The organism is Flavobacterium franklandianum, assembly GCF_007097365.1.
Taxonomy (GTDB): Bacteria; Bacteroidota; Bacteroidia; order Flavobacteriales; family Flavobacteriaceae; genus Flavobacterium; species Flavobacterium franklandianum.
Window position 1 is genome coordinate 1 of record NZ_VJZR01000006.1, and the last position, 18910, is coordinate 18910.

Genomic DNA, 18910 nt, shown 5'->3' on the forward strand with positions numbered 1-18910 from the left:
ATTGCTGGCGACCAAGTTCCAGTCACGCCATTATCAGATGTAGTTGGCAAAGGAGCTAACGTTTGACCCGAACAAATTGGTGCTACTTGCGTAAAAACTGCTATAATTGGGTTTATAATTACAGTCATTGTAGCTGTTGCTGTAGTTGGCGCGCATTGTCCCGAATTTGGTGTAAAAGTATACGTGTTAGTTGATGTATTGTTAAAAGCTGGCGACCAAGTTCCATTTACTCCATTTGTAGAAGTTGTAGGCAAAGGGGAAGTAGTTTCTCCTGAGCAAATGGTTTGTATAGCAGGAATAAAAACAGGTACCAAAGGGTTTATAGCAATATTTACTGTAGTTATTGTGGCACATTGTCCAGCTGAAGGAGTGAAAACATAAGAACCTGAAGCTGTATTGCTAACTGTAGAAGGATTCCAGATTCCGACAATTCCATTATTAGAAACGGTTTGCAAAATAGGCGAAGTATCGCCAGTACAAATGGATGATGGTAAAGTAAATTTTGGATCAACATTATTTAAAACAAAAATGGTAAAGGTTAATGAATTAGCACATTGACCAGAGTCTGGTGTAAAGATATAGGTTGTTGTTGTTGTATTATTTACAATTGCAGGATTCCAGGTTCCTGTAATTCCGTTTGTTGAAGTTGTTGATAAAATAGGAGCAAAACCTCCTTTACAAATAGCTGGTAGAGTTGCGTTAAATTCAGGGTCAGTTTTTACATTAACAATTACAGCTGCTGTATTTTGAATAGTTGAAACAGCATTAAGTGCATCTGTTACAATCAAAGAATAAACTCCTGCTGCCGATGGACTAATATTATTTATTACTGGATTTTCGTCTGTTGAAACATAGTCATTTGGACCAGTCCAACTATAAGTGTAAGGGGCAATTCCTCCGCTTGGATTTGCTCTTAGTGTTAAACTTTCACCTTCACATAATGATGAGGAAGAAGCAGTTGGATTTGATGTTGGATCTGCTAAACTGGTTTTTGGATTATTTATAAGTTTGGATGTTTCAGCATCTAAAAATATAGAAAACACATTGTTTTTTAAGCTAATTGCTGAAGAATTGAAGGAAAAAAAACTAAAAAAGATGGCGATTAACAAGTAATTTTTTTTCATTGACAATGGGGGAATTGGTTAATACATATTTGAAAAAGAATAATTTTTGAGCAGTTAAATAATAACCCAACATTAAGAATAATGAAAAAACAAACTCAATTAATATCAAAAATACAATTAATTTTCAAAATAACTATAGCGAATTTGCCAAAATAAATCCACTCGTCCAAGCGTTTTGAAAGTTAAATCCCCCAGTTACAGCATCAATATTCAAGATTTCTCCTGAAAAATAAAGATTTTCGTGCAGTTTGCTTTCCATAGTTTTGAAGTTGATTTCCTTTAAATCTATACCGCCTGCCGTAACGAATTCTTCCTTGAAGGTACTTTTTCCGTTGACATTAAAACTGGAATTCGTCAATTGATTGGTCAAGTTTTGAAGTTGCATTTTGGATAAATCAGCCCATTTGGTTTCCTCAGAAATATTCGAAGCAAGAACCAAACTTTCCCAAAGTCGATTCGGAAAGTCAAAAGGAGATTTCTTGGAAACCGCTTTTTTGGCGTGTTCTTGTTTTAAGTCTTTTAGGATTTTTTCGGTATCATCGGCATCAAGGTCGTTTAGCCAATTGACGAAAATGGTAAATTGATAATTCTTTTCGGATAAAATTCGTGCTCCCCATGCGGATAATTTCAAAATTGCCGGGCCGCTCATTCCCCAATGTGTTATTAATAAAGGACCGGTTGCCGTTAATTTCGTGTCTTTTACTTTTATTGAAACTATCGCCGAAACGCCTGGCAGTTCTTTTATTCTAGAATCTTTAATATTAAATGTAAACAAGGAAGGAACCGGGTTTATGATGGCGTGACCAAAATTCTGTAGCATTTCCCAAATTTTTGGGTTGCTACCGGTAGCGAGAATTAGTTTTTCGGTAATGTAATTTTCGGTTTGGGTTTCAATTTTCCATAGGTTGTCTTTTTTGAAAATGGATTGCACACTTTGACTAGTCAAAACTGCAATTCCCAATTTCTGGGAGGCTTGGAGAAAACAATCAATGATAGTTTGCGACGAATTCGAAACCGGAAACATACGTCCGTCGTCTTCAATTTTGAGTTCGACTCCGTGATTACTAAACCATTCTACAGTATCTCCAGAACAAAATTGATGAAAAGGCCCACGCAATTCTTTTTCGCCACGAGGATAAAATTTTACCAATTCGTTGGGTTCAAAACAAGCGTGCGTCACGTTGCATCTTCCTCCACCAGAAACGCGAACTTTAGATAATACTTCGCTTCCGCGTTCGAGAATGGCTACTTTTAGTTTCGGATTTTTCTCCACAATGTTGATTGCCGTAAAAAATCCAGCAGCGCCACCGCCTACAATTATAATGTCAAAATTTGAGTTCATTTTTAAACCATTAAGGGAATTAAGATTTATTAAGTTTAGTCATCTGCTAATCTAGTAAAATATTCATTTACTAACGGTTTTGTAGATTTTGTTATATTAGTGGTGTTGAAATTAATTAGTAACCCCTGTGGTACACTCAATAGCTTCATATAAGTCAATAGTTTTGCCTCGTCAATTGGATGGAATTTTTCAACTGTTTTTAACTCGACTATGACACAGTCATTTACTAATAAATCCAATCGCAATGGATTTGATAACTCTAGATCATAATAATCGATTTCAATATTTATTTGTTGTTGAACTTTGTATCCGTTTGTTTCAAGTTCATATTTTAAACATTCCTCATATATTTTTTCTAATAGACCAGGACCTAACTTTTTATGAACTTTTATTGCAAAACCGATTATTGCATAAGACAATTGAGTTATTTCTTTTTTTGTCATAAATGAAATTATTTATTTAATATACTTAATTACCTGGTTCTACTGGAAATGTTGTTCATATTCTTTTTTTTCAAACCATTAAGAAAATTAAGAAAGTTAAGAACACTGCAAATCTTAATTTTATTAATGAGCTTAATGGTTTAATATAATCATATTCTATCAGGGAAATCCGAAATGATTCCGTTTACATTGAATGATTTTATTTTTTGGATGTCTTCAAATGAATTTACTGTCCAAGGAAAAACTTCGAATCCATTTTCCAGCATCAAAGCTACATTTTCTTTGGTTAACAATCTATAATTGGGATGAATGGAAAAGGCTTTTGTTTTTTTGGCGAAAGCCAAAGCGTCTTCAACAGAGGCATCGGTCAAAACACCAATTCGGATTTTCGGATTTAACAACTGAGCTTCTTCCAGCATTTTCCAATCAAAATTGGAAATTAGGAAATTATTGTAATGCCACTTTTTATCTTTAATGTAAAGACTTATTAAGTCTAAAACGGGTTTCGAAGTGCCAATTCCTTTGAGTTCAATATTGATAAAACACTGTTTGTGGACTAGGTTTAAAACTTCTATTAATGTTGGAATTTCTTGAGAATTATTTATTAGGAATGACTTCAATTCTTTTAGAGACATTTTGTTTACTTCCCCTTTTCCGTTGGTGGTTCGGTCAATTGTATCATCGTGAATAACGATTATTTCTCCATCCGAGCTCAAATGTACGTCCAGTTCGATGCCGTCAACTTTCAAATCGATGGCTTTTTGGAAAGAAATTAAAGTGTTCTCGGGTTGATGACCTTTTGCTCCGCGATGACCAATTTTGAGAATGGAATTCATTTACATCAAATTTACCGCAAAGGTAATTAAGAAAAAACGCAAAGTTCTCAAAGCTTAAATATACTTTGAGAACTTTGCGAAAAATTATAAAAATAGTTGCTTACAGTTTTTCTAATAAAACAATGTCAAATTCTGTGTCAATAATTACTTTACCATTTGAAACCACGGCTACTTTCCCAGAATAAACATCTTTCAATTTTGTTCCATCCTTGAAAATAGTTCCCACCGAAATTTCTTTTTGCCCTTTTGGTAAATCCAAACCGACAACTACATTATCAGTGAAATTATCTTTGGTAAAAGTTCTACTAAAAACATAAGGGCTTGCCGAAATTTCTTGATGAATTCCAGCTCCAATTGATATATGATTTTTTCTGAAATTGCCCAGTTTTTGCCAATGCAAAAGCACTTTTTGAGTTTCGTTATTGGTTTTTATGTCTTCCCAATTCATCATCGAACGTAAAGTAGCATCGCCTGTTGTTCCCGGAATGTCTAGAGTACGAGCGCTTTCGTCACCATAATACACTTGCGAAATTCCCGGGGCAAGCAATAGTTTGGTGCCACTTTCGAATGTTTTTTCACGTTTCTTGTCATAAGGAGAACCGTCGTCGTGTGAAGAAACATAATTCATCACCGTATTTCCTTTCAAGTCATTTTGAAGGATTGAATTGTATTTTGAAAACAAAGGTTCATAATTCATTTTGGCTTCGTTTCTAAAGTCAAAATTGATTAAACCAGTAAAACCATTGGCGAAATAATCTACTTTTTTATCTCCAAAATCGTATAGTTTTTTGGCTCCAATATTGTAACCATAGACTTCGCCAACTGTAAAAAAGTCTTGGCTGTCTAATACTTTTTCAGGATTGTTATTCTTGAAATCTTCAAAAGCAACATCACAAACTTTCTTGAAATCAGCCCAAACGTCTTCATAAGTGTGTTTTACTGTATCCACGCGATAGCCATCAATTCCATAATCGGTGATGTAATCCGATAACCATTTCATAATGTAATATTTTGGTGCACGAGGATAACCTGTTTTGGCAAAAAAAGCATCTAATTCGGCTACTTCTTGTTCGTAACGACCTTCTTTTTTCCATTTTTCAATCAAAAAAGGTGGTAGAGCTACCGCTTCATTGCTTTCGGTTTTTACATCAGGAAGGTTTTCTACCAACGTGCAATTAATGTATGTGTCGTATGATTTATAAGTACATTTTGGAGAAGTTCTCACCCAATCATTTGGGTAGGCAGAATCTTCGGCAGTAACGGGTCCGGTGTGATTGATAACGGCATCAAGCATTATCCGAATTCCTTTTGCGTGTGCTTTTTGAATCAATTCGGCCAAATCTTTTTTGGTTCCAAAACTTGGATCCAATGCTGACCAATCTCTTGCCCAATACCCGTGAAACCCATAGCTATAACCAGTTCCTTCATCAACTCCATCGTGAATTTGTTCGACAACTGGCGTCATCCAAATGGCAGTTATGCCTAGTTTTTCAAAATACCCTTCGTCTAATTTTTGAATCACGCCACGAATATCGCCACCTTCAAAACCCCGTAATTTTCCCGTAGGTTTGTTTCGGTTATAAGTGTGATCGTTCGTTTTATCTCCATTGTTGAATCGGTCAATCAAAAGAAAATAGACATTGGCATTTTCCCAAACAAAAGGAGTTTTTGAGGATGATTGTGCTGTTTTAGTTGAGGAACAACTAGCGAAAAGCAGCGAAAGAAATGCGATTGAAAATAAGATATTTTTTTTCATTGGTCTTTTTTTTGAACCATTAAGAAAATTAAGAGACATTAAGTTGACCTTAATTTATTAATGGTTTTTGAATTTTATTATAATTGAATTTTAATTTCAACTCCAGTTCCTTTTTTCCAAGAAATTGGAATTTCTATATTATTTTTAACGGTTTTGAAATCAACAGTTTTTCCGTTTACGATTACTGATTTTACTTTTATATTGTGAACAATTAACGTAACATTTTTATCAGATGATTGAAAGTTTTTCCCAATTTCTGCATTCAATTTAATGACTACTAATTTACCATTGACATTGCCATTGACATTGCCATTGAAATTCAAAATTTCAAATGCTCCTTTTTCGAAAGCGTTTGCTGTTGTTCCGTCATCATTGTATAGTTTTCCTGAACTTTGAGTAGTTTTTGCATCAAAATAATAATGCAAATCGAAGTTTTTTAATGAATATTTGGATGTGTTTTGAATGGTTTTTATCATCGGGATAAAAGCGCTACCACGAACAAAAACAGGAATATGATCTTCGACAACTGCAATGGTTGATGTCGTTCCTGCCAATTGTTTTTTACCGGTATAGAAATCAAACCAATTGTTGTTTTTTGGAAAATAAATGGAAGTTGAAGTCACACCAGCTTTCGTTATTGGTTTAACTAAAAAGTCATTTCCCCAAAGATAGGTTTCGCAAACGGTTAATAATTTTTGATTATTGGGTTCTTCAAAAAATAATGGACGCATTAACGGCGTTCCTTTTTGGTTATTTTCAAAAGCCAAAGTATAATTGTATGGCAAAAGCTGATAACGCAATTCCACTAGTTTCTTGGCTTTTGCTTTGGTTATAATGTCTTTTCGAGCCACTTCTGAAGCGACTTCTTCCTGAGCGTGCGGACGAAATATCGGTTGAAATACTCCGTATTGCAACCAACGAATGTACAATTCATTGTCGAAATAATCGCCTGCAAAACCACCTAAATCCGAGTGCATATACCCCATTCCTTGCATTCCCATCTGTAGGGAAATTTCGGTTTGCGATTGCAATCCTCCCCAAGAACGGCTCACGTCGCCAGACCAAGGCATCATTCCGAATCGTTGCGAACCAGAATATCCGGCGCGCATTAATATAAACGGACGCTGATTTGGAAAATCTTTTTTGTAACCGTCGGCAATTAATTTGGCCCAATTGTGTCCATAAACATTATGGACTTCATCGGCTTTGCCACCAGCAGTTATGGCTTCGGATGGGAAAACTTCGGGTTCACCCAAATCGCCCCAAAGTCCACCAACGCCTTGATTGATTAAGTTTTTATAAATATTCCAAAACCAATCTTTTCCGTCGGGTTTGAAAATATCGATGATTCCCGTGTTTCCAAAGTAGAAATCATAAGTAAAAGGTTTTCCGGATTTATCTGTTGCCACTACTTTTTTGTCCACGGCTTCCTGCCATTTCTTGGAAGTGGTCAGTACAAAAGGTTCGGTAATAAGCACCGTTTTTATGCCTTTTGCATTCAAATCGGACATCATTTTTTCGGGATTTGGGAAGGTTTCCTTTTCCCAATCCAAGTTGCCCATTGTCCCTTTCATTGCTGCGCCAAACCAGTACAAATCCAGAATTATCGCATCGACAGGAATTTTATCGTCTTCGAATTTCTTGATGGTTTTCTCGACTTCTTCTTGTGAATGATAACCAAAACGACTGGAGAAATTTCCCAAAGTCCATCGCGCTGGCAAAGGTTGTTTTCCGGTTAAATCAGTGTAATTCGAAATCAAATCCGTCCAGGAATCACCCACAATTACTTGGTAGGTTTTTCTGCCTGAAATTGTTTCGTACGCCAAAGTATTATCTTTTTTGCTGTCTAAATCCAAGTAACCAATAGCCGAATTATCAAAATGAACAGCATACATTTTCGACGACAACACCATTGGAATACAGAAATTCATTAATTCTGCGTGGGTTTCGTATCCGTATTGGGCTCGGTTGTATAAAGCTAATTTATTGCCACGACGATTCATTCCTAAAGCGCGAGCACCACCGCCGTAAAGCATTTCGTCTGGTGAAATATTAAATTGCAAAACTTCGGTTGAATCCGCTTTTATGTTGCCTTTTACATTCTCAAGTGGAATATGTTTATGTTTGGAGTAGCCGTTTTTTTCGGAAAGAATAAGTTTTTGTTGGTTGAAATAAACTATTTGAAAAGGTGACTTTTGGATAGAAACTACTATTCCTTTAGTGTAAAGGTTTATAGAACTTGGTGTTTCGATAATCTTTGAAATACCCGTTTTTGGAACAGCTACTACTGCTTGAGAAATTGGATTGAAAGTTTCGCCATTTGGAATAAAAGAGGTTTCAATAATTTTATCTGAATAGGCTTTGAAGATATATTGACCATCGGAAGTGTTGATTTCTAAAGCGTTGTTGACTTCTTTGAAACTTTCAAATTTCCTATTTGCATTTTGAGCAAAAGAAAGTGAAGTTATGAATAATAAGAAAAAGAGTTTTTTCATAGTTTTATTTTTTCGACCATATAACGTATTTAAGGCCGTTTAAGTTTTTCTTATTTGACCTTAAATGCCTTATATGGTTCAAGTTTTTTATTTCAATTCCAATATCAAAGCTGATTTTGGTTCCAAAGTAATTTCTTTTGTAACGTCAATTATTTTATCGGTAATGACGTCTTTTCCGGTTTTGAAATTCCCAATATTTTCAACAAATCGATCCGTTTTTAGCGTTTTGGTTTCGCTACTGTTGTTGAATAAAACCATCACGCTTTGCTTCGCCAGTTCGCTAACGCTGGGGTCGGTAGCATTGTATCTGAAATAGACATACGTATTGTCTTCGGGAATGTAGTGCGTCATTTTGCCAAAGTGAACTACCGATTTGTTTTTTCTCCAATTAAAGAGCTTGGAAGTGAAATCGAAATATTCGTTTTGTCCTTGCGTTCTTCCTTCTTTGGTAAAAGCATTTATAGGATCGGCTTCCCATCCACCGGGGAAATCTTGGCGAATAGCGGCATCTCCTCCATCGTCTTTGTTTCCTGCCATTCCAATTTCGGAACCATAATACAATTGAGGAATTCCTCGCACTGTGGCAAGTAAACTCATTGTCATCTTGTATTTTTCAATGTCATTTTTGTAAACGTGATTGATGCGATTTGTGTCGTGATTTTCGGCAAAAATCAATAAATTATTCACATTTGGAAATAGAAAATCATTGGCAAAATTGTTGTAAACTTTTGCCATTCCACTTTCCCAGTTTCCATCTTCGTTGAAAACCGTTAAAAGAGCATCAGATAAAATAAAATCCATTACACTAGGCAAATGAGAATTGAAATTCTGAATTTTACCTATGGGACTGTCTTTTTGCCAATAGGAAAGTTGGGCTTGATCGCGCATCGAAATTTCGCCAACAATATTGAAATTCGGATATTCATCTGTGATGGCTTTGGTCCATTTTGTGATGGCGATTGGATCGGCATAATTGTAAGTGTCCACTCTAAAACCATCTAAATTGGAAGATTCAATCCACCAAATAGCATTTTGAGTAAGATAATTTAAAACCAATGGATTTGTTTGATTCAAATCAGGCATCGATGGAGCAAACCAGCCATCCATACATATTTTGGTATCGCTTTTGGATGCATTTATGTCGTGAATGACTGTTCTTCTATGGTTGGTTTGAGTGAAATTTTCAAACTGATGAATCCAATCTTGAGTGGGTAAATCTTTCATCATCCAATGCTGTAAACCCCAGTGATTGGTTACATAATCCATCACTAATTTCAGGTTTTTTTTGTGCATTTCAGTAGCTAATCGGGTATAATCTTCATTGGTTCCGTATCGAGGGTCTATTTTATAGACATCGGTTTGTGCATAAGAATGATAGGAATAAACCGCTTCGTTATCTTCGCAAAGTGGTGTAATCCAAAGGGTTGTTGCGCCCAATGCTGCGATGTAATCTAAATGATTGATGACGCCTTGAATGTCTCCTCCGTGTCTTCCTTCGGGCAATTCTCGGTTGTATTTTTCGGTGGTCAATTTGTCGCTATCATTCTTCAGATATCCGTTGGCGAAACGGTCTGGCATTATCAAATACATCATATCTGAAGCATCAAAACTTTTGCGCACGGCTGAGTTTTCTCTTCTTTGTTTTAGGGAATATTTTTGTGTAAAAATTACTTTTTCATTTTCTTTAAATAGGAAATAGAAGTCTTTTGGAGGAATATTTTTGGTGTTGATGGTGACAAAAATGTAGTTGGGGTTTTCGGTTCTTTCTACTTTTGTAATTGGAATTGAATTTGAAGTCGAAACGTTATATTTTGATATGTTTTTGCCATATACCATAATTTGTAATTCGGGATTGTGCATTCCGGCATACCAAAAAGGAGGTTCTATTCTTTCGATTTGTGCAAACATTGTTGAAGAAATTAAAAAAAATAAAAGTAGTTTTTTCATTTGACAAATAATTGAATTTATTTCAACTTTATTATTTAAACATATAAGGCATATAAGTTCATTTAAGTTTTCTTATCTGTCCTTATATGCCTTATATGGTATTGACTTTTTAACTAGACGACAACCAAACTATTTGGTTCCACCAAAACCGCATTTCCATTGATAAACACAGTCATTTCTTTCGAACCTTCGAGTGTAAGTTGGGTGTCGTGGTGATTCACAGCAACCTTCAAAATCTGGTTTCTGAAATTGATTTTAAAGGAATAACCCGTCCATTCTTTTGGTATTTTTGGAGAGAAATGTAGCGCATCATTTTTTACGCGCATTCCGCCAAATCCTTCTACAATACTCATCCAAGTTCCTGCCATTGATGTGATATGACAACCTTCTTCGACTTCTTTATTGTAATCGTCAAGGTCCAAACGTGAAGTTCTCAAATAGAACGTGTAAGCCATATCCATTTTGTCCAATTTGGCTGCTTGAATGGAATGCACGCAAGGCGAAAGTGAACTTTCGTGAACGGTAAACGGTTCGTAAAAATCGAAATGTTTTTCTAATTGTTCTCTCGTAAAATGATCTTCAAAAAAATAAAATCCTTGTAATGTATCAGCTTGTTTGATGTATGGCGAACGCAAAACTCTGTCCCAAGACCATTTTTGGTTGATTGGTCGTTGGCTTTTATCTAAATCTTTTACCAAAACCAATTCTTTATCTAAGAAACCATCTTGTTGCAAATAAACCCCGTATTTTTCGGAATACGGGAAGTACATATTGCCTGAAACTTTTTTCCATTCCTGCAATTCAGCATCGGATAATTTTACTTTTTCGATGATGCGTTTGTGGTCTGAAGGATATTCCAAAGACACTTTCAGGATTTGTTCGTGTGCATAATCGATACACCATTTAGCAATATAATTAGTATAGAAATTATTGTTTACGTTATTTTCATATTCGTTTGGGCCTGTAACTCCAAGAATGACATACTGATTTTTGTCTGTCGAAAAATTGGCTCGTTGATGCCAAAAACGCGCAATCCCAATCAACACTTCCAATCCTTTTTCCGGGATATAGCTGTAATCGCCAGTAAAACGATGGTAATTGAAAATCGCAAAGGCAATCGCACCATTTCTGTGGATTTCTTCGTGAGTGATTTCCCATTCGTTATGACATTCTTCGCCATTCATTGTCACCATAGGATACAATGCCGCTCCATTTTTGAAACCCAAATTGTCTTTAGCATTTTCAATGGCTTTGTCCAATTGATTGTAACGATACGTCAATAAATTTCTTGCCACTTGCTGGTCTTTGGTCGCCATATAAAACGGAATGCAATAAGCTTCGGTATCCCAATAAGTAGAACCGCCATATTTTTCGCCAGTGAAACCTTTTGGACCAATATTCAAACGAGAATCTTTACCAGAATAGGTTTGATTGAGTTGAAAAATATTGAAACGTATTCCTTGTTGTGCTTTCACATCGCCTTCAATAGTGATGTCTGACATTTCCCAAATTTTTGCCCAAGCTTCGATTTGCTCTTCTAATAATTGGTTATAACCTTTTGCTAAAGCTTCTTTTATTACGGCTTCTGCTGCTGCTACAGTATTTTCGTGATTTAAAGAAACAGTATAACCACCAATTTTTTGGATAGAAGATTTTTGTCCTTTTGCAATGATAACATCGAAAGAAAATTGAATTTTATCGGTGCCAGTTTTTATGTTAGAAGGAGAAATGTTGCCATTTTTACCATTTATAAAAATGCTGTTTTGCATAAAAGTAGTGGCCTTGAAATGGGTTTTGAAGGTTTGGGCGGTTACAAAAGCTTCGTTTCCGCTTCTTTTTACATCCATTGGTTCCCAGAATTTCTCTTCCCAGTTCGCATCTTCATTGCTTACTCCAGCGTCAACATAAGGTTTGTAAACTATTTTCGTGTCTTTGTTTAGAGCGGTGATTTCATAATTGATAATACCTACTTCGTCTAAATTCATACATAGAAAACGACGAATATTTACGCCAATTTCGGTTCCGTTTTGCAAAACAGCTTCAAAAGAACGGTTGTACCAACCTTCTTTCATATTCAACTCACGACGAAAGTTTTTAACTTCCGTACACGTATTCAAATCTAGGTTTTCATCGTTGATTTCAATGTCAATTCCAATCCAATTTGGTGCGTTTAGGACTTTGGCAAAATATTTTGGATACCCATTTTTCCACCAACCCACTTTGGTTTTATCGGGATAATAAATTCCTGCAATATAACTTCCTTGAAAAGTTTCTCCTGTGTAATTTTCTTCAAAATTCGCGCGTTGTCCCATAGCACCGTTGCCAATGCTGAAGAGACTTTCGGACGATTTTACGCTCTCTGCATCAAATCCTTCTTCAATGATTGACCAATTATCTGGTTTTATATAATCTTGGTTCATTTCTTCTTTTTGTTTAATAGTTGAAAAATTTAAAGAATTCGATTTTTTGAATTCTTTTTTTTCAATCATTTAATTGTTTATTAAATTGTCGATAAAGGTTTTATCCATTTGGGTAAAATCTTTAAATAAATATTTTGCTTCGTGCAAGGTGGAAGCTTCTCCAATTCCTACGCTAATCATTCCGCCAATGTTTGCGGCTTGAACTCCAGCAACCGAATCTTCGAAAACAATTGAATCTTCGGGTTTGGTATTCAATAATTTGGCGGCAAGCAAGAAAACTTCGGGATCGGGTTTGGCGTTCGAAACATCGTTTCCGTCAACAATAGCATCAAAGAAGTCAAGAGTTCCCGTTTTTTCGAGAATAGGTCTAGCGTTTTTGCTGGCTGAACCTAATGCTATTAATTGGTTGCGCTCTTTCAAATAGTTTAAAATAGGCATCACTCCTTGTAAGATTTCGCTTTCGTCCATGTCGACTAAATAGGACAAATAATCTTCGTTTTTTTGAATGAGCCATCTGTTTTTGGCTTCTTGCGAAGCAGTAACTTTCCCTATTTCCAGAATGATATCGAGCGAGCGCACACGGCTTACTCCTTTTAATAATTCGTTGTTTTCGTGTGTAAATTCGAACCCTAATTCATTGGCGATTTTTTCCCAAGCTAGAAAATGGTATTTTGCGGTGTCCACAATTACGCCGTCAAGGTCGAATATAAATGCTTTTGTATTCATTATTATTTTAATTTATTTAGCTGTTGAAATTCTTTCTTTAACAAAAAATACTGCCAAACCGGCTATCAACATTGAAACTCCTGCGATTACAATAATGGCCATTGGAAAACCTCCAAACAAAGCAATAATTGTACTTCCTAATAATCCCGCAGCGATTTGTGGAATGGTAATGGTGGCATTAAACAATCCCATATAAACTCCCATTTTATCTGCTGGAAGTGAGCCAGAAAGCATGGCGTAAGGCATAGCTAAAATGGCTGCCCAAGCCAATCCTACTCCTGAAATGGAAAGTAATAAAATGGTTTTGTCGTGTACAAAATACATCGATGCCAAGCCAATTCCTCCCATTAAAAGTGAAAAACTATAGGTTTTTTTTCTGCCAATTGATTTTGCAATTTTTGGGATTAGGAAAGAAAATAGGGCAGCAACTGCACTATAAAAGGCAAACAATACTCCTGTCCAATCTCCTGCTTCGTTGAAACCAATAGATTTTGGATCTAATGCTTCTGCTCCCCAAACCTGATTGGCAATGGCTCTGGTAGTGTAAACCCACATTAAAAACAGGGCAAACCAAGAAAAGAATTGTACAATTCCCAATTGCCAAAATATTTTTGGAGCGTTTTTTATCAATTTGATAATACTTGTCTTTTCGGTTATAGTTTCGGCTTCTAAGTCGATGTCGTTGTATTCTGCGTGTTCTTTTGGGGCATATTCTCTGGTTCTAAAAACAGTCCAAAGAACAGTTGCTAACAAAATAGCTCCTCCTATATAGAAAGACCAAATTACAGAAGCTGCCACTTTTTCGCCAGCTGCGGGAATATTTGCGACTCCTGCTTTGGCAAGAATCCATGGCAATAAAGAACCAAAAACGGCTCCAAAATTGATTAAAGCACTTTGCAAAGAATAACCTAGATTTTTCTGTTCGTCATTGACCATATCACCAACAAGTGATCTAAATGGCTGCATGGTTACATTAAATGAAGTGTCCATTAAGAGAAGCATTACGGCACCAAAAATTAATGGGGGTAATAAATAAGTAAAATATTCTGCATTTGGCATAAAAAACATTGCCAAAGCCGAAACTATTGCGCCAAAAAATATAAATGGAATTCTGCGTCCAAGACGTGTCCAAGTTTTATCGCTAGACAGACCAATGATAGGTTGAACAATTAGACCTGCGAGTGGAGCTGCCAGCCAAAAGTATCCAATGCTATGAACATCGGCACCGAGGGCTTCTAATATTCTGCTGGTATTACCATTTTGAAGTGAATATCCAATTTGTACTCCCAGGAATCCAAAGCTTAGATTCCAGATTTGCCAAAAACTTAATTTGGGTTTTTTCATTATCGTATATTGTTTTAAATGTACGATAAGCACCTTGCTTATCAAAACTTAACTTATTTTTCGAAGTAAAAGTAACAGTTTTGAATTGTGTAAATATATTAAAAGAAGTTAGAAGTTGGAAGTTAGAAGTTAGAAAAGTATTTATTTCAAAAACTACAACGTAATAGTGTGAATAAGTTTTTAATATCGATGACTATATCAATGAAAATGATAAAAATAAATGTGTTTTACAGCACAATAAAATATTGAAATTGCTAATGAAATTGAATTTTTTTAAAGCGTTGATTCTCGCTCTATTAAATGGGTTTCAATTACAACAGTTTTGTAGACTTCGTCCTTTTCTTCTATTTCTATTCCTTCTTCTTCGGCTTCCAATCTTTCGATAAGTATTTTTGCTGCCACACTGCCCATTTCTAATCCGTTTTGGCTTACTGTCGTTATGGTTGGCGTAGAATATTTAGATATAATTCCATCTGTAAAAGCAATAACTGCGAGGTCTTCAGGAACTTTTATCCCCATTTTATGAGCTATTTTGATGATGGTTACAGCAAATAACTCGTTTACCGCAAAAACAGCATCAAAGGCTTTGTTTTCTAGCAATTGAGCAATTGTGATTTCGCAATTTTCGACATTTTCAATTTTGATGATTAGATTTTCATCGAATGGCAAACCGTTATCTCTCAATGCTTTGATGTAGCCATCTGTTCTAAATTTTCCAACACTCACATAATCGACAGTGGTGACTAGGGCGATTTTTTTACGGCCTTTATCAATCAAATTTTGAACGGCTTCATAAGCGGCCAATTCGTCATTTATAATCACTTTGTCACAAAGGATATCGTTGGTCACTCTGTCAAACATTACGACAGGCATTCCTTGGCTGATTACTTCAGTTATATGGTGGAAATCGCCTTTGAATTGGGTTTCTTTGGAGAGTGACATTATAAATCCGTCGATGCTACCATTGGCTAGCAATTCCATATTTAGCACTTCTTTGTCGAAAGAATCGTCTGATAAACAAATGATGACACTGTATCCTTTTTCATTAGCAACATGTTCGATTCCATTGATGACGGTTGAAAAGAAATAATGCACAATTTCGGGAATAATAATTCCTATGGTTTTTGTTTTCCTGTTTTTTAAACTTAGTGCAATATTATTGGGTTTGTAATGATAAAACTTAGCAAAAGCCTGAACTTTGAGTCTGGTTTCTTCCCCAATTTCAAGACTGTTTCTAAGAGACTTGGAAACGGTAGAAATAGATACATCCAACTCTTTTGCAATTTGCTTTAGTGTTACTTTCTTTTTCATACGTGTAATTTAGTAAAAATCATTTTCGTAATAAAGATAAAATTTTATTTAGATTATGGCAATTTAGGTGTCAAAAATTTAAATAAAACAGAAACTTTTCAACACTATCACGTTTTCGTAACTGTTTTAATTTTTACCTTTGTTGGAACTGTTGATAATTATCTAATTTTGAAGTTCGAAGTAAAGGTAATTACTAACAATAACCTAATTAATTTAAACAAAAAGTATGAAAACAATTTACAAAAAGTTGTTATTTTTATTACTATTCTTGCCTTTTAGTGTTCTTGCACAAGAAACATTGAGCGGTACGGTTGTAGATTCAAATTCGAATCAGCCAATTCCAGGCGTAAATATAGTAATCGCTGGTTCTAATGCAGGGACACAAACTGATTTTGATGGAAAATTCAAATTAGCTAAATTAAACAAAGGCGATAAAATCGTTTTTTCTTTTATTGGATACACTAGCCAAACAATATCTTTTAATAATCAGCAAACATTAAATGTAAGTCTTGCAGAAGATTCTAACGAACTAAAAGAAGTTGTTGTGCAAGTAGGGTATGGTACTGTGAAAAAGAAAGATGCAACTGGAGCAGTTGCTTTGATTACTGCTAAAGACTTTAATAAAGGTGCCATTGTAAGTGTTGATGGTTTGTTAAACGGTAGAGCTGCTGGAGTAGTGGTTACATCTTCAGGAACTCCGGGTAACGATCCTGTGATTAGAATTCGTGGTGGATCTTCATTGCTAGCCAGTAATGATCCATTAATTGTTATTGATGGATTGCCAATAGATGGAGGTTTATCTGCCATAAATCCGAATGATATTGAATCTTTTTCTATCTTGAAAGATGCTTCAGCAACAGCGATTTACGGAAATAGGGGTTCTAATGGAGTTATCCTTATTACTACTAAAAAAGGGTCTAAAAAAGATATGCAAATTTCATTCAACACTTTTACTACCTTGAACACATTGGCAAAAAAAGTGGATGTTTATGGTGCTGATGATTATCGAGCATTGATAAATGAAAAAGCACCTCTAAAAGCAAATCTTTTGGGAACTTCAAATACCGATTGGCAAGATGAAATTTTTAGTGATTCCTATACTTCAGATATAAATTTATCTGTAATGGGTAATCTTTTCGAAACAATACCTTCTAGATTAACTATCGGAAATACGGATAACAGTGGTATTTTAAACACATCAAATTTTAAAAGATCTACGGCGTCTATTGCTTTGAATCCAAGTTTTTTTGATAATCATTTAAAAGTGAACCTAACTGGAAATTATTCTTATACTTTCAGAACTAATGCAAATGAAGGAGCCATAGGAAGCGCTATTTCTTACGATCCAACCCAATCAGTATATGATCCAAATTCAATTTTTGCAGGATATACAGAGTGGGTAGTTGGAGGATTACCAAAAGGAACTTCAAACCCCGTAAGTTTATTGAACGAGACAAGAAATGTTGGAAATCAGTTTCGATTTTTTGGAAATATTAATATAGATTATAAGTTTCATTTCTTGCCTGAATTAAGAGCTATTATAAATGCGGGTATGGATAAACAAGATGGAGACGGAAGTGTAACTGTAAACTCGTTATCTAGATCAGGGTTCAACAATAATCCGAATTTGCCAACTTCACAAATTGGATCTTACTCAGAAACTTGGTTTCGCAACAAGAACGAAAATTTAAATGCACAGTTGAATTATACCAAAGCATTCGGGAAATTAAATGTTGATTTATTGGCGGGTTACGAATACCAACAATTTGATTGGCAAAATTATTATTCAGGAAACAGAAACGTATTTGGTTTAGGAGTAGGAGAAGAAAACAGAGAAGATGTTTATACTGATCCAGGAAATAATTTGCAAGCCTTTTTCGGACGTTTGAATTTAGGATATAACGACAAATATTTGTTGACAGTCAATTTTAGACGCGATGGTTCAACAAGGGTTTCTCCAGTAAATAAATGGGCTAATTTTCCAGGAGTTGCTTTTGCTTGGAAAATAAAAGAAGAAAGTTTCCTTAAAGATTCTAAAACTTTTTCGGATTTAAAACTAAGATTAAGTTATGGTGAAACAGGGCAACAAAATTTAGGAAGTTCATTGGCTTGGATTAAAAAATACAGTACTTCTAATAATAACTATTATCAATTTGGCGATGAATTTGTTATCATTTCTAAACCTGACGGATACAACGAAAGTTTGAAATGGGAAAGAAGTGCAAAATACAATGCAGGATTGGATGTTGCCTTTATTGACAATAGATTGAAAGCTTCTATTGATGCTTATTTTTCTCAAACAACTGATTTGTTTGCTAATACTAAACTGGGTGCGCTTCAAAACTTAGGGGTTTACGGGCCTACAAATATTGGATCGCTTGAATCCAGAGGGCTTGATTTTGGCTTAAATTTTGATGCTGTCGAAAAAGACAATTTCACTTTTGGAATTAATTATAACCTTACTTATAATAAAACCGAAATTACCGATTTGGCAACCGATAACGACCCTCAGGGAAATGTTGGATTAGGCGCTTTTATACAAACACACACTATAGGATTATCTCCTTTTTCATATAGAGTTTACGAACAAGTTTATACTGCCGAAGGAAAACCAATGGAAGGTGTATTTGTAGATAGAAACGAAGACGGAAAAGTAGACAGTAGTGATCAGTATAATTATAACAAACCCCAGGCCGATGTAACGATGGGACTTATGCTGAACGGGACATTCTACAAAAACTGGGATTATTCTATGGCTTTCAGAGCAAGTTTTGGAAATTATGTGTATGATGATGTTAATGCAGGTAGAGCATTCTTGGGAACTATAAATGATACTTTCAATCAAACTATCAATAACTCTCCTGTAGATTATAGCAATACTAGTTTTATAGCAGCATCAAAACAATCGGATTATTACATTAAAGATGCTTCTTTCTTGAAATTAGACAACATTACTTTAGGGTATAATTTTAAATCTTTGTTTAACAACACAGATAATTATTCATTAAGATTATACGGAGGTGTTCAAAATGTTTTGACCATTACCGATTATAAAGGTATTGATCCAGAGGTTTTCAATAATGGAATTGATGGAACAATTTTCCCAAGAGCTAGAATGTTCATGTTGGGTGTGAATGCTAATTTTTAATATTAAAAAATAAATTAA

Annotated in this window: 12 protein-coding genes; 1 reads left to right on the top strand and 11 read right to left on the bottom strand. The window is 35.1% G+C overall.

Annotation, left to right across the window (positions count from 1 at the left end; all coding sequences use genetic code 11):
• The 11 genes from FNW17_RS08620 to FNW17_RS08670 form a co-directional block, all read right to left on the bottom strand.
• Positions 1 to 1124, bottom strand: a 1124-nt coding sequence (locus FNW17_RS08620) for an immunoglobulin domain-containing protein (protein ID WP_185965284.1), incomplete at its 3' end; no start/stop codon positions are given.
• A gap of 133 nt (positions 1125 to 1257) precedes the next feature.
• A complete protein-coding gene (locus FNW17_RS08625) occupies positions 1258 to 2466 on the bottom strand; it encodes a BaiN/RdsA family NAD(P)/FAD-dependent oxidoreductase (RefSeq protein ID WP_143389643.1) in 1209 nt (402 codons plus the stop codon).
• Positions 2467 to 2501: 35 nt separating this feature from the next.
• Positions 2502 to 2909: a GxxExxY protein gene (locus FNW17_RS08630; RefSeq protein WP_143389644.1), complete on the bottom strand. Its 408-nt coding sequence runs from the start codon at positions 2907 to 2909 to the stop codon at positions 2502 to 2504.
• 149 nt (positions 2910 to 3058) lie between these two features.
• Positions 3059 to 3745: a glycerophosphodiester phosphodiesterase gene (locus FNW17_RS08635; protein ID WP_143389645.1), complete on the bottom strand. Its 687-nt coding sequence runs from the start codon at positions 3743 to 3745 to the stop codon at positions 3059 to 3061.
• A gap of 100 nt (positions 3746 to 3845) precedes the next feature.
• Positions 3846 to 5501, bottom strand: a complete 1656-nt coding sequence (locus FNW17_RS08640; RefSeq protein WP_143389646.1) for an alpha-amylase family glycosyl hydrolase — start codon at positions 5499 to 5501, stop codon at positions 3846 to 3848.
• Positions 5502 to 5578: 77 nt separating this feature from the next.
• Positions 5579 to 7996 (bottom strand): glycoside hydrolase family 31 protein, encoded by a 2418-nt coding sequence (locus FNW17_RS08645; protein ID WP_144071434.1) that lies wholly within the window; start codon positions 7994 to 7996, stop codon positions 5579 to 5581.
• Positions 7997 to 8083: 87 nt separating this feature from the next.
• Positions 8084 to 9943, bottom strand: coding sequence for a glycoside hydrolase family 13 protein (locus FNW17_RS08650; protein WP_144071435.1), 1860 nt, complete (start codon positions 9941 to 9943; stop codon positions 8084 to 8086).
• A 113-nt stretch (positions 9944 to 10056) separates the two neighbouring features.
• Positions 10057 to 12363, bottom strand: coding sequence for a glycoside hydrolase family 65 protein (locus FNW17_RS08655; RefSeq protein WP_144071489.1), 2307 nt, complete (start codon positions 12361 to 12363; stop codon positions 10057 to 10059).
• 69 nt (positions 12364 to 12432) lie between these two features.
• Positions 12433 to 13089, bottom strand: coding sequence for a beta-phosphoglucomutase (pgmB, locus tag FNW17_RS08660; protein ID WP_144071436.1), 657 nt, complete (start codon positions 13087 to 13089; stop codon positions 12433 to 12435).
• 12 nt (positions 13090 to 13101) lie between these two features.
• On the bottom strand, positions 13102 to 14433 hold the full coding sequence (locus FNW17_RS08665; protein ID WP_185965285.1) for an MFS transporter: 1332 nt from the start codon (positions 14431 to 14433) through the stop codon (positions 13102 to 13104).
• A gap of 273 nt (positions 14434 to 14706) precedes the next feature.
• Positions 14707 to 15744 carry a LacI family DNA-binding transcriptional regulator gene (locus tag FNW17_RS08670; protein WP_143389650.1) on the bottom strand — a complete coding sequence of 346 codons (1038 nt, stop codon included), beginning with the start codon at positions 15742 to 15744 and terminating at the stop codon, positions 14707 to 14709.
• Between the two features lie 226 nt (positions 15745 to 15970).
• Here FNW17_RS08670 and FNW17_RS08675 point away from each other — a divergent pair, with 226 nt between their 5' ends.
• Positions 15971 to 18892 carry a SusC/RagA family TonB-linked outer membrane protein gene (locus FNW17_RS08675; RefSeq protein WP_144071437.1) on the top strand — a complete coding sequence of 974 codons (2922 nt, stop codon included), beginning with the start codon at positions 15971 to 15973 and terminating at the stop codon, positions 18890 to 18892.
• Positions 18893 to 18910: the final 18 nt, after the last annotated feature.

Coding starts and splice junctions, on each gene's coding strand:
- FNW17_RS08625 (WP_143389643.1), bottom strand. CDS start 2,466: ATGAACTCAAATTTTGACATTATAATTGTAGGCGGTGGCGCTGCTGGA.
- FNW17_RS08630 (WP_143389644.1), bottom strand. CDS start 2,909: ATGACAAAAAAAGAAATAACTCAATTGTCTTATGCAATAATCGGTTTT.
- FNW17_RS08635 (WP_143389645.1), bottom strand. CDS start 3,745: ATGAATTCCATTCTCAAAATTGGTCATCGCGGAGCAAAAGGTCATCAA.
- FNW17_RS08640 (WP_143389646.1), bottom strand. CDS start 5,501: ATGAAAAAAAATATCTTATTTTCAATCGCATTTCTTTCGCTGCTTTTC.
- FNW17_RS08645 (WP_144071434.1), bottom strand. CDS start 7,996: ATGAAAAAACTCTTTTTCTTATTATTCATAACTTCACTTTCTTTTGCT.
- FNW17_RS08650 (WP_144071435.1), bottom strand. CDS start 9,943: ATGAAAAAACTACTTTTATTTTTTTTAATTTCTTCAACAATGTTTGCA.
- FNW17_RS08655 (WP_144071489.1), bottom strand. CDS start 12,363: ATGAACCAAGATTATATAAAACCAGATAATTGGTCAATCATTGAAGAA.
- pgmB (WP_144071436.1), bottom strand. CDS start 13,089: ATGAATACAAAAGCATTTATATTCGACCTTGACGGCGTAATTGTGGAC.
- FNW17_RS08665 (WP_185965285.1), bottom strand. CDS start 14,433: ATGAAAAAACCCAAATTAAGTTTTTGGCAAATCTGGAATCTAAGCTTT.
- FNW17_RS08670 (WP_143389650.1), bottom strand. CDS start 15,744: ATGAAAAAGAAAGTAACACTAAAGCAAATTGCAAAAGAGTTGGATGTA.
- FNW17_RS08675 (WP_144071437.1), top strand. CDS start 15,971: ATGAAAACAATTTACAAAAAGTTGTTATTTTTATTACTATTCTTGCCT.